The organism is Parabacteroides caecihominis, from assembly GCF_023656785.1.
GTDB lineage: Bacteria > Bacteroidota > Bacteroidia > Bacteroidales > Tannerellaceae > Parabacteroides > Parabacteroides segnis.
Map to the genome: position 1 here is coordinate 58,102 of NZ_JAMOKS010000033.1, position 17,729 is coordinate 75,830.

Below are 17,729 nucleotides of genomic sequence, written 5' to 3' on the forward strand. Positions count from 1 at the left end.
AACTTTGGCCGGCTTATAACCCCTGATCTTACTTTAAAATATTCTTTAAAAGCGATACAAAGATGAGAAAATTAGATGGATTTAAATGCCTTTTTATTGTTTTGTTGACAATTTTTGGGACGATTAGTTCTGTAGTTGCACAACAAAGCAGTTTACAGACAGAAATGGAAATCAGTGGTATAGTGAAAGATGCAACAGGTGAGCCTGTTTTAGGAGCGGCTATTATTGTCAAAAATACTACAATTGGTACGACAACAGACCTGGATGGTAAATTCACACTCAGAGTACCGAAAAAATCACAACTGGACGTTTCTTTTATTGGTATGACAACTGCGGAGGTGAAAGTAACGGATAAAACTTTTTACGAAATTATATTGAAAGACGAGTCTTTTGCACTGGATGAAGTCGTCGCTATTGGTTATGGAACCCAATCCAGAGCCACAGTAACTTCCGGCGTCGTTTCCGTAAAGAAAGGAGAATTGCTGAGTTCTGTCTCTGCATCTCCACTAAATAATTTGCAAGGAAAAGTGGCAGGTCTGGATATCCGTCAGACGACCGGTCAGCCGGGGGCGCAACCTGTTGTTCTGATCCGTGGCGGTTCGACAGATCCTTCCAAGGATACTCCGCTGTTCGTTATTGACGGTGTATTACGCGACAATATGAACGGTATCAACCAGGAAGATATCGAGTCAATGGAGGTTTTAAAAGATGCGGCGTCAGCAGCAATCTACGGAGCAAAGGCGGCGAATGGTATTATTTTGATAACCACAAAACAAGGCTCTTCAAAAGATGGAAAAGCGACAATTAACGCCTCTTATCGGTTAGGTATAGAACGTATTCGTACACATTATCCGTTTTCAAACGCAGAGGATTATTTATATGCTTCCCGTCTGGCAGGAGCGAGGGGAATAAACGATGCAAACGTGACCGGTCGTCTGGAAGGTGGAGCCTATCCGTATTCAACAGGGAATATAAATTATAAAAATGGTTCGTTGACAGGTTACGGATATTCCCGCTTTACGACAGAATACATGGATGACCTGGTCGGTAATATGGGGCAATCTTATGTCGATGACCTGCTAGGTAATCAGGGATATCAGACAATGAAGGACCCTTATTCAGGTAAAACCCTTATTTTTAAAGATAATAACTATCAGAAAGATGTACTTTTCCAAACGGGGCTGACGCATAATTATGATGTGAATGCCTCCGGAGGGAATGATCGTGCGAACTATTACGTCAGTTTAGGTTACATCGATGCCGAGGGTATGGTTCTGGGAACAGGATATGACCGGTTCAGCCTGACCGCTAACGGTAATTATAAGTTGCAGGATCATATAAGCCTGTCGGTCGGCCTCAAACATTCAACAATAGCCAATAAATCGACAGACCCTGAAAATTCAGGGACTAGTACTCTGGACCGTTCTTCCCGTTATCCGACAACTTTTCGTTTGTATTATGATGACGGGACACCGGGTATCGGCGAATCCGGCGGTTCTCCGAGAAACCGTTTGCATGAATTGTATTATCAGGATATTACAGATAAAGCCTATCGTAATACATTCCAGCTGGGATTGGACTGGGAAATCATTGAGGGACTGCATTTCAAACCGTCGGCATCTTATTATATGCAGGAAAATATTTATCGTTTTTTTGAAAAATACAATGATTTCAACAAAGGGCGCAAGACCTTGGAGAGACATGACCAACGCAAGCAAATCATGGCAGATGCCGTATTCACTTATGACAAGAAGTTTAAGAAGAATACGATTAACGCACTGTTGGGTATGAATTACACGAAGAATGATAATTATTTTCTGAAAGGAACAGGTTCGGAAGCTCCGACCGATTATATCCCGACACTTGCCCCGACGAAACCGACAGAACAACGGACAACATCTACGTTGGAAAAAGAAATACTTGTCGGTTTCTTTACCCGTGTGAATTATGATTACGACCGCCGTTATCTGCTGACTGCCTCTTTACGTTACGACGGAGCCTCTCAGTTTGCTGAAGATCATAAGTTTGCTTTGTTCCCCGCATTCTCCGGCGGCTGGAATATGCATTATGAAGAATGGTTCCCGAAACAAATTGCCAGTCGTTTAAAACTGAGAGCCAGCTGGGGCCAGACCGGCAATAACAAACTGTCATATTCAAATACACAAGGCGAATATGCTTCTTATTTGTATGGCGGGAATCCGGGTGTCCTGAATAGTGTTCTGGCGAATAACAGCCTGGTTTGGGAAACCACCTCGAATGTGGATTATGGTTTCGATGCCGGATTTTTGAATAATCGTATCGAGTTTTCTTTTACCGGCTATAACAAGCTGACTTCCGACCGGTTGTATGATAAATCGCTCCCTGCCCAGACCGGGTTTAGTTCTATAAAGGCTAATTTGGGTGTTGTTCAGAATAAAGGTGTTGAACTGTCATTGACTGCCCGTCCATTGTCCGGAGGTCCTGTCAGTTGGGATATTACAGCTACTTTTGCCATGAACCGTACTTATATGAAAGAACTTCCTGATAACGGACGCGATAAGAATCGTGTGCAGGGCGGTCTGATCTGGGATACGAAGAGCGGAACATATATTGAAGCCGGAGGCCTGGCTGAAGGAGAACGGATCGGCGGACGTTGGGGATATAAATACCTGGGCGTTTATGATACCGATGAGGCGGCTGCACTGGCTCCTGAAGATACAAAAGTCTCCGGTTCTAAAATAGGCAAAAACAAAGTGGCCGGTGATGCCATATGGGCCGATATGGATGGAAACGGAGTTATCGACGATAAGGATATCGTGTTTATCGGTTGGGCTAATCCGGACAAAAAGGGAGCATTGATAAACACATTGGGTTATAAAGGGTTTACGTTCCGTTTTGTGGTCGATTATGCCTTGGGCCATTCGATAGCAAATGTGTGGAGATGCCGTGCCAACGCCAATGCCCGTAATGCGATTGTTACGACAACCGACGTAACAAACGGTAATATCTGGTGGAGTCAGGGAGATGCCGCCACTGCTAAATATCCTCGTTACGATGTGGCTTCCGACTGGGATAACGGCTATCGTAACCACATGCGTACCATCGCTTATGCCGGTATGAACAGTAATGGAAACGCAGATAATACGGCGTATTATTCTAAAGGTGATTACCTCTGTTTCCGTGAAATCTCATTAAGCTACGACCTGCCTCGTTCTATTTGCTCCAAATTGAAAATGCAGGGGATATCCCTGACTGCCGGTGCAAATAACCTGGGTTATATCACTGCTTTTGATGGTTTGAACCCGGAACAGTATGACGGACAGGAAACAGGTGAGTATTTTATTCCGATACAATTCAATTTCGGTGCAAGATTAACTTTTTAAATTGGTATGAAAATGAAAAAGATATGGATATTTTTATGGATTGTGTGTTGTGCTTTATATAGTAGTTGCAGTTTGCTGGAAGTGGAACCTGTCTCTACAATTACATCACAGTCATTCTGGAAAAACTCCGGAGATGCGAAAGCATATCTGACAGGTATATATAATAAAGTACGCGCGTTGAATAATACTTCTTTATATGGAGAAGACAGGGGAGATGCCTTTAAAGTGGGAGAGATCGGACCTTCCACAAATGCATGGGCTCAAAATCTGCTTGAAAACAATGCCCCTTCTTACCGGGATGCCTATAACATTATACATCATACCAATCTTTTGTTGTACAAGATTGACGGTTTGAGTTTTACAAATGAAGCGGATAAAAACAGAATCAAAGCGGAAACTTATTATTTGCGTGCCCAGACATATTTCTTTTTAGTACGTATATGGGGAGATGCGCCTATTCTGCTGGATCCTGTTCTTTCTGATAAGATCGAACTGAAACCCCGTTCCCCGAAGGAAGAGGTGATGAAACAAGTCTTGTCGGATATCGAACAGTCATTATCTTTGTTCCCGGAGGAAGGTTTTGTAAACAAGAACTACTCATCCAAGCCCGCCGCTTACGCTTTGAAAGCGGATGCACTGTTATGGAAAGCTAAAGTGTTGAATGGAGGAGACTCCGATCTGAATGAAGCGGTCAATGCAATTAACGAAGTGGAGAAGAGCGGTGTGGAACTTCTTCCTGAGTATGCCTCTGTCTTTAATAATGCAAATAAAAGAAATGCGGAGATTATTTTCTCCCTGTATTTCGAACGTTATGAAACGGGCAATCTTTCCATTGCGACGAATACGACATCGAGAACCGATAACTTGTCGATGGCTGTTAATCTGGATGAGGCGGCAACGTCTCCGAATCAGAGTCGCCATGTCTATGCTCCAAGTGAGAAGACCAGGGCGCTTTATTTGAAGTATCCGGGAGATAAACGCTACCAATCAGCCATGATCGATCTTGTTGATAAGGATGGCAACCTGATTTTAACACAGACCAATAAGTTCAGAGGAAAAGTTTATACGGATGACCGTTATTTTGATGATGATTTGATTGTATATCGTTGGGGTGATTTACTTTTGTTACGTGCAGAAGCAAATGCCGCGTTGAATAAGATACAGGATGCTTTATCTGACCTGAATGCCGTCAGGCAGCGTGCCGGCTTGGATAATTATGCCGGTCCGGCCGACAAGGCGAGTGTGGAGAAGGAACTTTGTGATGAACGTCTGAGAGAGCTCTTTATCGAGCAGAAAAGATGGTTCGATCTGGTTCGTTTCCATTCGGGAGGAGCGATTAATATTTATAATGAAGTACCAAATCTGAATGATAAGCCGGGCTTTCCGTTATACTGGCCGATCAATTATAATGATATGGTATTGAATGATCAGTTGAAACAAACTGACGGATATGAATCGGATGTACAAAGATAATTCGCAGGAATAATATCTATTGAATTTTAAAATATATGAAGATGAAAAAGGGTTTATTATTGTTTCAGACGTTATTGCTCGGTTCTGTATTGCCTGTAATGGCACAGCAGGTAAAACCCAATTTACCTTGGGTGGATATCTCTTCTGACAGGGGACGCCAGATCGTCCTCTCAGAAGGAACACCTGAGTTGTATAACGGACATCCTACCACTGTGATGCTCGATGACAATAAAACGATTTATTGTACATGGAGCTTCGATCATGGAGGTGATGCCGGATTACTGGCAGTCAGTAAAGATTCGGGTTTGACCTGGACCAAACAGGCGGTTCCCGAGGACTGGTCGACTATGCGGAACTGTCCGAGTATATACAACCTGAAGGATAAGAAAGGTAAAGAACGCTTATTTGTCTTTTGCGGCCAGCCGGATATGCCTATGACTTACAGTGAAGACGGCGGAAAAAGCTGGAGTCCGGTTAAGAGGCTGGGTAAACCTTGTGTCATGGCTTTTTCCAGTATTATCCAATTGAAAAATGGAGATTATCTGGGGTTATACCATCGTGGACTGAATGACCAGGACCGTCCCCCGTTGACTTTGTGGCAATCGATATCCCATGATGGCGGTCTGACCTGGGAGGAGTCGACTTTAGTAGGAGAGATGGAAGGCCGTGCCCCCTGCGAACCTTGCGTGATCCGTTCGGAAGACGGTAAACGTCTGATTTGCATTGCCCGTGAAAATAAGCGTGTCGGAAACTCTTTAATGATGGTATCGACGGATGAAGGACAGACCTGGAGTGCCTTGCAAGAAACGCCCTGGGGACTGACGGGAGACCGGCATGTCATCAAATATGCTCCCGATGGGCGGTTGGTTGCCGTTTTCCGCGATATGGCGCCCGGCAGTCCGACCAAAGGACATTTTGTAGCCTGGGTAGGACATGAAAAAGACTTGCGTGAAGGAACTTCCGGCCAATATAAGATCAAACTGCTGCATAGTTATGCCGGTTCGGACTGTGGTTATCCGGGTTTGGAAATATTGCCAGACGGGACTATTATAGCAATCACTTATATTAAGATGACTCCGGGAAAAGCGAAACATTCCATTGTGGAAGTCCGTTTCAAATTGGATGAAACCGACGTGAAACTGTAATAAAAGTGGATGTAAGAAAGGAAAACTATCAAAATGATACTACCCTGCCGGGAAAATCGGATTAATATACCGGGTAAAATAAAATACCCAATCGGGTAATATTTTTTAACGTATCGAAAAGATACTGGAAAGCCTGGTGTGCTATCATTTAGATAAATACGTATGGTTGATATTTCTGTCGGACAGTGCGTTCACTTTGATCGGTTACTTTTCTGTTTGCGACGTCCTCATAAATGTTTTTGGCGCCCTCATTAATATTTATGAGGACGCCAAAAACATTTATGAGGGCCTCGTGAACAGATTCCTTCCTAATGAAAAGTCGGGGAAAGCAGGGAAAGTATATGATTGAAAAGATGAGTGTTTCTTAACAACTGTACCGTTTATTTTGTTTATTAAGAAAATGGCAGGAGGCCATAAAGTAAAATGAGTTATTGAATCGTTATTTAAAATCGAATATGAGCTTGAAAGAATCGTACTGGAAATATTCCCTGATTACTATTATCCTGGTAATGGGAATCATACTTTTTATTGAGTTTACTCCGTTCCTGGGAGGAATACTCGGTGCTTTTACCATCTATATCCTATTGAGAAAGCAATTGAAGCATCTGACGGAGAAGAAACATTGGAACCGTAGTCTGGTTGCCATACTGCTGTTGCTTGAAACTATTTTGTGTTTTTTGATACCATTCTCCCTTGCTGTCTGGCTATTCGTTAATAAACTTCAGAATATAAATCTGAACCCATCTGAACTGGTCAGTTCTTTTGAGCATATCGCCGACCTGATCCGTGAGAGAACCGGCTTTGATTTGCTGGAGAAAGATAATATCGCATCCATTGTTTCCGTGCTGCCTAAGATCGGACAAGCCCTGATGGGCGGAATTAGTGGCTTTGCGGTGAATGTGGCAGTTCTGGTTCTTATCCTTTATTTTATGTTGATCGGAGGAAGTAAGATGGAAACATACATTTATGAAATCCTGCCCTTCAGCAAAGAAAATAAACGCGAAGTATTGAAAGAGATCAATATGATTGTTACCTCCAATGCGATCGGTATCCCTCTACTGGCGATCATTCAGGGCGTTATCGCGATGATCGGATATTGGGTGTTTAATGCGCCTAGCCCGTTTCTATTCGGTTTTCTGACCTGTTTTGCTACTATTATTCCAGTTGTGGGAACAGCTTTGGTGTGGCTGCCGCTTGCCGTTTATATGGCTTTGACTGGCGATTGGGTAAATGCGCTGGCTTTGACAGCCTATGCACTGATCGTTATCACTAATGTGGATAACCTGATTCGTTTTATCTTACAGAAAAAAATGGCGGATACCCATCCGCTGATCACGATTTTCGGAGTAATAATCGGTTTGTCCCTGTTTGGTTTTATGGGAATTATATTCGGTCCGCTCCTGATCTCCGTCTTTATACTTTGCTTTTCGATGTTCAAGAAAGAGTATTTGGATAAATAAAGGGGAATGACCCCGTTCAATAACTGAACGGAGTCATTTTTGCATATGCTTTATAGTCTTTGATCATTCCGGGATAGCCCTCTTCGGCACGCGGCAGGTAGCGGAAGCCGGAGACTGTTACATTTTCGCGCAAATCGATGACTACCTGATGCGGATATTTGGCACCTTTGGCCGTACTCCAGTAAGTGGATTCCTGCAAGTCGAATATTTTATCGGCGGTAAAATTACCTCCGTAAGTTTCTTCGCTGTCTGCATAAGCTATTTTCCAATGCTGGCGGCTGAGCGGTTTGCCATTCTCATCCAGCAGATAAAACTCGGCGATGGCAGCGTTGTCTTTTCCATCCTGGGCGTTGAGAGCTTCCAGGCAGAAATGACTGGCATGTACAGGAGCATCGAATTTTACCTCCTGCCAACCGTTTCCAGCCTTTAAAGAACCTTGTCCCACAGGCTTTTCGTTTTTCAGGTTCAGGTTTTGACCTTCTTTGCGGTTGGTAAGCGGTGCTTCCGGACGCAACATGTCGAGTATCGGTGTTTTCAGACCTTTGACAGATGCTTTTTCCGGTCCTTTCAGGTCGAGAACGATAATTTCGTTTTCTCCTTTTTTAAGCCAGCAACCCGGCATGAATAACGTTTGCTGAGGACCGATTTCCCAGAAACGTCCCATGGCTTTTCCATTTACCCATACCATACCTTTTCCCCAGGTCTGCATATCCAGGAATACATCGCCGGGAGTTTCGAGATTGAAAGTCGCACGGTAGTAAGCAGGCGCTTCAACCTTTTTACCCGGTGTATATTTTTTATCTTTTACAAATGAATAGTCCACCGGGAGATTATATACCTGCCAGTCCTTCAGTTCGTCGGATGAGGATTCGGTGATCAGTGCCACTTTGTTCGTGATACCTTTCCGGTCGTGTATCGCCTTGTCGAAATTGACACGTCCCATCGCTTCGATCAGGATATCCAGCCGGGCGCCGGCAGTTGTAGCCGGTAATTTAATTGTGAATTCTCCGCGGCGGCGGTCCAGGCGGCCAATCAGTTTACCGTCGATGAAAACCTGTGCCCAATCATGTACCTCGTCTATTAATAAGGTGGTGCCTGCTTTGACTGCCGGCAAGGTGGTACGATACAGGATGCTGCCCCAGCCCTGGTCGAACTGCTCCATCGGTTTGATGTCGCGGCTGGTTTTAGGTTCCGGCAGGTTTTCGAATAACAGGGCCGTCTCTTTCAGTTCAAACTCGGGTATCTCGATCACCGGGAATGCATCGGGAATCTCGGGTTGTACTTCACCCGGAGCCATATAGTTTGCCATGAATTCGCGTAGTTTGTGATATTTGGGGGTTGCCCAACCTGCTTCGCTGATCGGGGCATCGTAATCGTATGAACTGCACATGGCCGAATAGGCCGGACTGTTTGCACCTCCCCAATGTCCGAAGGTCGTACCTCCGTGGGTCATATACAAGGAGAAAGAAATATTGCGGTCCAGCATGTCCCTGAGCCCGGCGATCATCGTTTCCGCATCACGTGTTTCATGTTTTCTTCCCCAATGGTCGAACCAGCCACTCCAGAACTCGCTACACATTAGCGGGGTGTTCGGACGTACTTCTTTTAGTTTCTTGAATTGCTCGTCGATATTAGCTCCGGTACCGAAATTAACGGTCCATACCAGATCGTCGAGCGCATTGTTCAGGAAGTTGGAACTCCAGTCGCACTGGAACAGGGGAACGTCGGTAAACCCGGCTTCGCGCAGGATATCCCGGTTTTTGGCAATATACGACTTATCGGTCGCATAAGAACCATATTCGTTTTCAACCTGTACCATAATAATATTACCACCTCGTGTAATCTGCCTGTCGGCCAGTTGTTTGCCGATCTCATTCATATAGATACGTGTACGTTCTATGAAATACGGGTCGTTTGTACGCAGCTGGATATCTTCTTTTTTCAATAACCACCAGGGCAGGCCCCCCATTTCCCATTCGGAACAAACGTACGGTCCGGGACGTAGCATGATATACATGCCGTTTTTCTGAGCCAGACGGCAGAATGCAGCAATGTCGTTCTGTCCGCTGAAATCGAACTCGCCCGGTTTCTGTTCATGGATATTCCAGAACGCGTAGATGCAAATCGTATTCATGCCTAACGCTTTGCACATCTGGATACGATGTTCCCAATACTCTACGGGGATTCGGGTGTAATGGATTTCGGCGGCCTTTATAATGAAAGGCTTGCCGTTTAGCAGAAATGTTTTGTCACCGATTTCAAAAGTGCCGTTGCTGCCGGACTGATTTTTGCATCCGCTCAGTACGCAAATCAACATGACCATCAGGAGTGTTACGGTCTTCATAAAGTGATTCATGATAAAAATTAAGTTTATAAATATTTTCCGATGGTAAAAGTAGATAAAAGAAAAGAAAATATAGGTATAATAATCGGTCATATTGAATTAAAATCGGTTCTATTTTACTGAATTTATGTACCTTTGCGGCATAATTCAAGTAAACGTTGAACAAAAATGAAAAAGTTAATGATGATTCCGTTGGTTGCTGTCGGTATGATAACAATGTCGGGATGCAGTCAGTCACCTGTGAAGGAAACTGCAAAAAATGATGCCATCAACCTGGCAAATCTGGACACAACAGTGGCTCCCGGTACAGATTTCTATCAGTACGCTTGCGGAGGCTGGATAAAGAACAATCCTCTGAGACCGGAATATTCCCGCTTCGGTACATTCGATCAGTTGATTGAGAATAATCAGGAACAATTGCGTACGCTTATCACAGAACTGGATTCCAAACCCCAGGAAGCCGGAAGCGTTGCCCAGAAGATCAGCATGCTCTATGAAATGGGGTTGGATAGTGCAAAACTGAATACGGAAGGGCTGGCTCCCGTCAAGGAACAATTGGATGCAATTAACCGTCTGGGAACGAAAGCTGATGTTGCCAAAATGGTGGCAACCTTGCATAAAGAAGGAATGGCTCCTTTCTTCGCTTTGTTCGTCGATGCCGATGAAAAGAACAGTTCAATGAATATCGTACAGCTGTATCAGGCAGGTCTCGGTATGGGTGACCGCGATTATTATCTGGTGGAAGACGATGCCTCCGTAAAAATGCGCGATGCGTATAAACAATTCATCAGCCAGTTGTTCACATTGACCGGTGCTTCTCCTGAGCAGGCCGAAGCTGCTGTCAATGCCGTAATGAAAATAGAAACAGGCATCGCCAAAAGTTCTTTTAGCCGTGAAGACCTGCGCGATAGCCAGAAAAACTATAATAAAATTAAGTTGCAGGAGTTCAAGGCAAACAATACCCCGCTCGACTGGGACGTTTATTTTGAAAGCATGGGCTTGATGGAAATAGAATATATCGACGCCAAACAACTTCCGTTCTATGAAGCGTTGGGCGAGTTCATGAAAAATGTTTCCATCGACGAACAGAAATACTACCTGGCTTTTAACCTCTTGAATGCGGCTGCTCCTTATCTGAGTGATGATTTTGTGGCTGCCGAATTTGACTTCTACGGAAAAGTGATGTCCGGAAAGCTGGAACAGAAACCGCGTTGGAAACGCTCGCTGTCTACAGTGAACAGTGCTCTAGGCGAAGCTGTCGGCCAGATGTATGTGGCTAAATATTTCCCGGCTTCTTCTAAGGAAAAGATGCTTGAACTGGTAGGAAACTTACAGAAAGCGTTGTCGGAACGTATCGCAGGTCTGGAATGGATGAGCGATGAGACAAAAGCGAAAGCGCAGGAAAAACTGTCTGCTTTTATCGTAAAGATCGGTTACCCTGATAAATGGCGTGACTACAGCGCTTTGGAAATCAAGGATGATTCTTACTGGGCAAATGTGTGCCGTTCGAATATCTTCGATATGGAGTACCAGCTGGAACAAGCAGGCAAACCGGTCGACAAAGCCCGTTGGGGAATGACACCGCAGACTGTAAATGCCTACTACAACCCGACAACAAACGAAATCTGCTTCCCGGCAGCTATCCTTCAGCCTCCTTTCTTTAACCCGGAAGCTGACGATGCCGTTAACTATGGTGCTATCGGTGTGGTGATCGGTCATGAAATGACACACGGATTCGACGACCAGGGACGTAATTACGATAAAGACGGTAACCTGGCTGACTGGTGGACTCCCGAAGACGCAGCCCTCTTTACGGAACGTGCCGACCGTCTGGTTCAGCAGTACGACAATATTATCGTTGCAGACAGTGTTCATGCGAACGGACGTTATACATTGGGAGAAAACATCGCTGACCAGGGTGGTTTGCTGGTTTCTCACCTGGCTTACCTGAATTCCCTGAAGGGTAAGACTCCGGCTCCGATCGACGGATTCACAAACGAACAACGTTTCTACCTGGGATATGCAACCCTGTGGGGACAAAATATTCGTCCTGAAGAAATCCTGTTGCTGACAAAGATCGACCCGCATTCATTGGGTAAATGGCGTGTAAATGCCGCTTTGCGTAATATCGACACCTTCTATTCGGCATTCGATATTAAAGAAGGCGACCCGATGTACATGCTGCCTGCCGAACGGGTAGTTATCTGGTAATATATACATATAATATATAATGTAAAGGAGGTGTAGCAAAACAGGCTTTTGCTGCACCTCCTTTTTATATTTCTGAATATCGCTTTTACGCAAAGATGAACTTCAGTATAAACAAGGCTGCCAATATATACATGGTAATGCTGATATCCTTGTGCTTGCCGCAGAACAGTTTTACCAATACATAGCAGAGCAGTCCCAACACCATCCCGTCGGCAATGGAGTAGGTGAGGACCATCATAATGATGGTGATAAATGCCGGCAGCGCTTCCGACATATCCTCCATGTCGATTTTGGAGATCGAATCCATCATAAACACGCCGACAAGCACCAGTGCCCCGCTTGTGGCCGCACTGGGAATCAGCAGGAACAACGGCGCAAAGAACAAAGCCAGGATAAACATCAGTCCGGTTATCAGCGAAGTGAAACCCGAACGTCCTCCTTCCGCAATACCCGAGGCACTCTCCACATACGTCGTTATGGTGGAACTTCCCATCATCGCCCCGATCGTAGTACCTATCGCGTCGGACATCATCGCTTCTTTCACATGCGGGATATGCCCGTCTTCTCCCATGATCCCGGTCTTCGAAGCCAGGCCGACCAATGTCCCTACCGTATCGAATATATTCATAAACAATAAGGTAAAGATCACTACCGCCATATCCAGTGTAAAGAACTCGGAAAAATCAAACTTACAGAATGTCGGCTCCATCGAGTGGGGCATGGAGACAGGAAGAAATCCTTCCGGTATTTCCGTCACTCCCAGCGGGATGCCGATCAGGGTACAGATCAGGATACTGTAGAACAATGCGCCTTTCACCTTTTTGACAATCAGTATGCCGCTTAACAATATCCCGACCATCGCCAGGACCGAAGACGGCGTAAAGGCCCCGAACATCACATAGGTGACAGGGTTGGATTCAATGATCCCCGCATTCTTCAACCCGATGAATGCAATGAACATACCGATCCCCGCCGATATGGCATACCGCAGGTTCATGGGAATGCTGTTAAGTATGATCTCCCGGATATTCAGAAAAGTAATAAGGATGAATATCACCCCTTCGACGAACATCGCCGTCATCGCCGTCTGCCAGGAATATCCCATGCCCTGCACCAGCGTGAAAGCAAAAAATGCGTTCAGCGCCATGCTCGGAGCTTGTGCGAACGGCAGTTTGGCCATAAAGGCGAGGAGCAGGGTGGCAATTGCGGAAGCCAGAGCCGTGGCCGTAAAAACCGCTCCTTTGTCCATACCGGTAGTTCCCAGGATAGACGGGTTCACAGCCAGGATATAACTCATTGTCAGGAATGTGGTTATACCTGCGATAACTTCCGTACGGATTCTCATGGTTTGTTTGTCAAACCCTAAAAGTTTTTGTATCATGCCGGTTTATTTAATCGAATGTCCATTTTACAGCAAGTGTCGGAATAGTATAGAAGCCGTTCCGTCCTCCGAAGTTATGGCTTAACTCCACTTCACTGCCCACACTCAGTTTGAATTTCTCGTCTACCCCTTTTATCTTGTTCAGGTTTACCCATATCTGCGGTTCGGAGAGGAAAATAAAGTTCCCGTGGTCGTTCTTTTCCCGCCACCAGTCGGCGAAACCGCTGAAAGTACACAGGCCGTTCTTGGCAAAATGAAGATACCAGGTGGTTGTCAGCTGGAAATTATTGGGTGTTTTATGTTTCTGGATATATTTGTACATGGCGGTGAAAGTGATTCCCCTGCTGAAATCTTTGCTGTTATAAGTATAGGTGGCACCGCCCAGATAGGCATTGTTGTAGGAGGCTCCCTTCATCAGCCCGCCGTTATACTCTACGTGGATGGAAAAAGGCGGTTGCCAGAAACTCAGTTCGCGGGCAATCTCCCAGTAGGCCGAAGCGACCCCGCTGCTCTTGTAGTCCATATCCACGAAAAAATAGGTGCTTCCCCATTTATCCGGTTTGAACATTTCCACGGTGGAGGTCAGTGCCGGACGCCCGTCCAGGTCCTTGTCGTACAAGGCGCCTCCAAAATCATAATGTAACTGAACATTTTGCGCTTTCCCACAGAAAACGGCAAGTAATAGGACTACTAGGGTAAAAAACTTTCTCATTCTGATCGTTTAAAATATGTATGGAAGCCACAAAGGTATAAAAAAAGCAAGACCTTCAAAAAAGCCCTGCTTTTACACGATCAGATCAGATCCCTGAGCAGCCATGCCAGGTAGCATAAATACACAAGTATAAGCGCCCACCCTTCGGCACGTGAAATCTTTTGTCCGCTTTTCACCAGTGGAAGCAGGAGCAGGGTTAATCCCAGCATGACCAGTAGGTCGACGTAATTGACGTTTTTGGCAGCGATCGGACTTACCACAGAACTGGTTCCTGCTATAGCCAGGATATTGAACAGGTTGGAACCGACAATATTCCCGATCGCAATATCCGGATTTTTTTTGAGGGCCGACACGACCGAGGTTGCCAGTTCCGGCAGGCTTGTTCCGGCGGCAACGATAGTCAGTCCGATGACCGCTTCGCTGACACCCAGTTCCTGGGCGATGGATACGGCATTGTTGACCAGCAGGTTGGAGGCGAAGATCAGGATCACCAGGCCGCCCACGATATACAGGACATCTTTATACCAGGGTTCAGGTTGTTTCTCCAACTCCCCGATCTGTTCTTCCACTTTCTTTTCATGTTTGCGTGAATAGTACAGGCTGAAGACCGTATAAATAATGATGCCCGCTAAAAAGAAACAACCTTCCAGCCTTCCGAGTACCCCGTTCCAGAACAGGAGCGTGAAGACGGCGGTGGCGACGATCAGTATGGGAATATCCAGGCGGGTAAGCTGGCGTTTGGCCTGTAGCGGTTGGATGGCGGCGGATATACCGAGAATGGCGGCGATATTGAAAATATTGGAACCGATAATGTTCCCCACGGCTATATCGCCCTGCCCGGATAAGGACGCATTCAGGCTGACCACCAATTCCGGGGCACTGGTACCGAATGCAACGATCGTAAGACCGATCACCAGGTTTGATATCTTAGCTTTCAGGGCTATCTCCGTACTACCCTTTACCAGCCAGCCTGCTCCGATGTAGAGAGCAAACAGCGAAAGAACTAATAATGTTACGCTTGTTATCATGGTCGCAAATTTACTAATCTTTTTATTACAATGTCCGGCTTCCTGTTGTCCGGTGGATGTTGCCACCGTAACCAAGTAAACAGCAAGTTATTTTTTAGGCAGAAAAACGCACCTCGGATAACCCCGGATCGCTCCGGAATAACAGCAGGAAGCAACTAGACATTTCAGTTAGGGTTGTTAGGAATATTCGTATTAGTGATTTAATATTCGTATTCTTCTTTAGGCTCTTTGGCTGCCTGTCTCAGTTGTATGCCACGGAGTATGACCATGACGACTGTTACCAGCCCTAATGCTCCCATTGTTACATCTTTTGCGATAGCGTTTTCAAAATCGGTTGTACCGATCAACACCAAAATGATAAACGACACCATCATGACGGCATCTACCAAATCTTTATTTATCTTCATTTTATTAAACTTTTTAATGGTTACTTTTGTTCAAACATGCTTATTCTTTTTCTTCAATAGCAGTTTCTTCAGCAGAGCCGGTATTGCTCAAACCTTTCATGATGCCATATAATCCATATCCCAGAGCACCCATTACCACTAATAACTTCAGGTAATCGTTAGGTATGATAGAACTACAAGCCAGTACGCAACCAACAACAGTTATAATAACAGAAACATAAATACGTGTTTTATTTGATTTTTTAGTAGACATAATATTTCATTTTTAGTAATTAATAATTAATGACCGGATTGTTTCGAAGCCTTACTTATCAATGTGACAGGTGGTGTCGGCAATCCGAAGAGAACGCATGGCGTTCTTGACAAGGCCTCAGCGGGTGAGCGTCTTTCGCCGTAGCAGCGAAGCCGGTGTAGCCTTGATTTTTTGATTACTTTTGGATCAAGCCAAAAGTAATTATCAATTACTAAATAATGAGTTTCCGCAGAGCAAACACATGTTCCCCCATGCGGCAAAGAAGGGTAGACAGATTTATGGTTTGACATTCTGATACATTTTCCAGCACTTTCCGTTGTGCATTCATCTCCTTCAGGCGGATATCCTGAAGTACTTTTTCCGCTATTTTCAGCGTGCGCAAATGAAATGTATTATTTGTCGATTGAACCGTTCTGCGTGCAGTCAGACCTTTGCTTTCTTTCAGGTCGGTACTTAATACGTTCAGGTAATATTGTACATCCGCAGAACCTTTTTCCTTCATGACTGCCTCTTTTTGAGCCACAGCGATGTTGTCGCTTTCAACCTCCTCCTGGGGAGAAAAAAGCAACATACCGAAAAGCAGAGTCAATATGAACAGAAAATTTTTCATGCTGCAAAGATATACGAATTCCTATTAAAAAAACAAATCATTGTGGTTTTTGTTTATACTTTTGTCCGTTAAAAGTGAACGAGGAAAGATGGAAAGAGAGAAGAGCCTTTTTAAATCATGGCTGGAGGCCGCGCGCCCGAAAACGCTGCCGGCATCGTTAAGTCCTGTGCTGCTGGCATGTGTTTTAGCCTGGTGCGAGGGAGTATTCCGGTTGGTACCGGCCCTTTTGTGTTTTGGAGTAGCTTTGCTGGCGCAGATAGCCAGTAACTTTGCCAACGATTATTTTGATTTTAAAAAGGGAGCCGACCGGGAAGACCGTCTGGGGCCAGAGCGTGCCGTCGCCCAGGGATGGATCACTCCGAAAGCCATGCTGAAAGCCACTTTCCTTACCCTGGGCTTGTCGTGTCTCTGCGGATGTATGCTGCTGTTTTATGCCGGGTGGGAGTTGATACCCGTCGGTATCGCCATCGCCCTTTGCGTGCTGGCATACTCCGCTGGACCTTTTCCGCTGGCCTATAACGGGCTGGGCGATGTCTGCGTGGTGCTGTTCTACGGGATCATCCCGGTATGCTTCACCTATTATGTACAGGCGCTGTCCTTTTCCCCGTTATCGTTTCTGTTGTCCGTATCGGTCGGATTGCTTTCTACAAATATCCTTGTCGTGAACAATTATCGTGATTATGTGCAGGACAAGGCATCGCATAAGCGGACCACCATCGTCCTTTTCGGGCGCGGTTTCGGCCGGATATTCTACCTGTTGAACGGGGTAGTGGCGCTTTTGCTGGCTATGCCCCTGATGCTGGACGCATCTTGGTGGATACAGTTCCTTTTCGCCGCCTTTTTTGCCCTCTTTTATGCGACCTGGCGGCAACTTTACCGTTTTGAAGGACGCGAACTCAATAAGACCCTGGGCCATACCGCCCGCAATGTCTTTCTCTTCACCCTGCTGTTATCGCTTCTGTTAATCTCGTTAACGACAGGATTATAGCGGAAACACACAGTGTCGTATATTTGTTTATTCGAATAACAAATAAGCAATTATGACACAAAACATTTTCGTTTACATGGACTTTCAGGTCGCCCGGAAGCGGGAGGCGGGAAAGGATAGTACGGCCGATCTCTACCGAGTGGTTCGCAACCGGCTGTACCGTTTTTGGAAAGGCGCTTCGCTGCAATGGACAGATATAACCACCGCCATGGTGGATGATTTTGGCGGTTCGCTGCGCGCCGAAGGGCTGGCGGTGAATACGGTGAACAGTTACTTGAGCAGTTTCCGGGCGCTTTGCCATACCGCTTTACGGGAAGGACTGCCCGGACCTGCCTGTGACCCTTTTGCCGGGTTG

At 45.5% G+C, this 17,729-nt stretch carries 14 protein-coding genes; 7 read left to right on the forward strand and 7 right to left on the reverse strand.

Translation table 11 applies throughout. The features are described from left to right. The first annotated feature begins 62 nt into the window (after positions 1-62). The 4 genes from NBH14_RS22220 to NBH14_RS22235 all read left to right on the forward strand — a co-directional run bounded on the left by NBH14_RS22220 (position 63) and on the right by NBH14_RS22235 (position 7,440). Positions 63-3,362, forward strand: a complete 3,300-nt coding sequence (locus NBH14_RS22220) for a SusC/RagA family TonB-linked outer membrane protein (RefSeq protein WP_186961162.1) — start codon at positions 63-65, stop codon at positions 3,360-3,362. 12 nt (positions 3,363-3,374) lie between these two features. Beyond that, positions 3,375-4,835 (forward strand): RagB/SusD family nutrient uptake outer membrane protein, encoded by a 1,461-nt coding sequence (locus NBH14_RS22225; RefSeq protein WP_128133325.1) that lies wholly within the window; start codon positions 3,375-3,377, stop codon positions 4,833-4,835. A gap of 41 nt (positions 4,836-4,876) precedes the next feature. Further along, entirely contained in the window at positions 4,877-5,980 is a 1,104-nt protein-coding gene (locus tag NBH14_RS22230; RefSeq protein WP_128133331.1) for a sialidase family protein, read from the forward strand. 455 nt (positions 5,981-6,435) lie between these two features. Then, the gene (locus NBH14_RS22235) at positions 6,436-7,440 is read left to right on the forward strand and encodes an AI-2E family transporter (RefSeq protein WP_186961161.1); all 1,005 of its coding nucleotides are present in this window, start codon (positions 6,436-6,438) and stop codon (positions 7,438-7,440) included. Between the two features lie 16 nt (positions 7,441-7,456). Here the strand turns inward: NBH14_RS22235 and NBH14_RS22240 are convergent, their stop codons facing one another. Further along, entirely contained in the window at positions 7,457-9,796 is a 2,340-nt protein-coding gene (locus NBH14_RS22240) for a beta-galactosidase (RefSeq protein ID WP_186961160.1), read from the reverse strand. Between the two features lie 156 nt (positions 9,797-9,952). Here NBH14_RS22240 and NBH14_RS22245 point away from each other — a divergent pair, with 156 nt between their 5' ends. Further along, positions 9,953-11,995 carry a M13 family metallopeptidase gene (locus NBH14_RS22245; protein ID WP_186961159.1) on the forward strand — a complete coding sequence of 681 codons (2,043 nt, stop codon included), beginning with the start codon at positions 9,953-9,955 and terminating at the stop codon, positions 11,993-11,995. An 85-nt stretch (positions 11,996-12,080) separates the two neighbouring features. On the opposite strand, the gene NBH14_RS22250 is transcribed toward NBH14_RS22245, so the two are convergent. From NBH14_RS22250 to NBH14_RS22275, 6 genes are all read right to left on the reverse strand, one after another. Then, positions 12,081-13,376, reverse strand: coding sequence for an NCS2 family permease (locus tag NBH14_RS22250; RefSeq protein WP_186961158.1), 1,296 nt, complete (start codon positions 13,374-13,376; stop codon positions 12,081-12,083). A 10-nt stretch (positions 13,377-13,386) separates the two neighbouring features. Then, positions 13,387-14,088, reverse strand: coding sequence for a nucleoside-specific channel-forming Tsx family protein (locus tag NBH14_RS22255; protein ID WP_186961157.1), 702 nt, complete (start codon positions 14,086-14,088; stop codon positions 13,387-13,389). A gap of 80 nt (positions 14,089-14,168) precedes the next feature. After that, positions 14,169-15,116, reverse strand: coding sequence for a calcium/sodium antiporter (locus NBH14_RS22260; protein WP_186961156.1), 948 nt, complete (start codon positions 15,114-15,116; stop codon positions 14,169-14,171). A gap of 200 nt (positions 15,117-15,316) precedes the next feature. Further along, complete coding sequence (locus tag NBH14_RS22265; RefSeq protein WP_186961155.1) at positions 15,317-15,523, reverse strand: hypothetical protein; 207 nt, start codon at positions 15,521-15,523, stop codon at positions 15,317-15,319. A 40-nt stretch (positions 15,524-15,563) separates the two neighbouring features. Then, entirely contained in the window at positions 15,564-15,776 is a 213-nt protein-coding gene (locus NBH14_RS22270; protein ID WP_007658790.1) for a hypothetical protein, read from the reverse strand. A 211-nt stretch (positions 15,777-15,987) separates the two neighbouring features. Continuing rightward, entirely contained in the window at positions 15,988-16,386 is a 399-nt protein-coding gene (locus NBH14_RS22275; protein ID WP_007658789.1) for a hypothetical protein, read from the reverse strand. An 88-nt stretch (positions 16,387-16,474) separates the two neighbouring features. Here NBH14_RS22275 and NBH14_RS22280 point away from each other — a divergent pair, with 88 nt between their 5' ends. Then, entirely contained in the window at positions 16,475-17,374 is a 900-nt protein-coding gene (locus tag NBH14_RS22280; RefSeq protein ID WP_186961196.1) for a 1,4-dihydroxy-2-naphthoate polyprenyltransferase, read from the forward strand. Positions 17,375-17,426: 52 nt separating this feature from the next. After that, positions 17,427-17,729: phage integrase SAM-like domain-containing protein (locus NBH14_RS22285; RefSeq protein ID WP_250817762.1), on the forward strand; the 303-nt coding region annotated here is incomplete at its 3' end.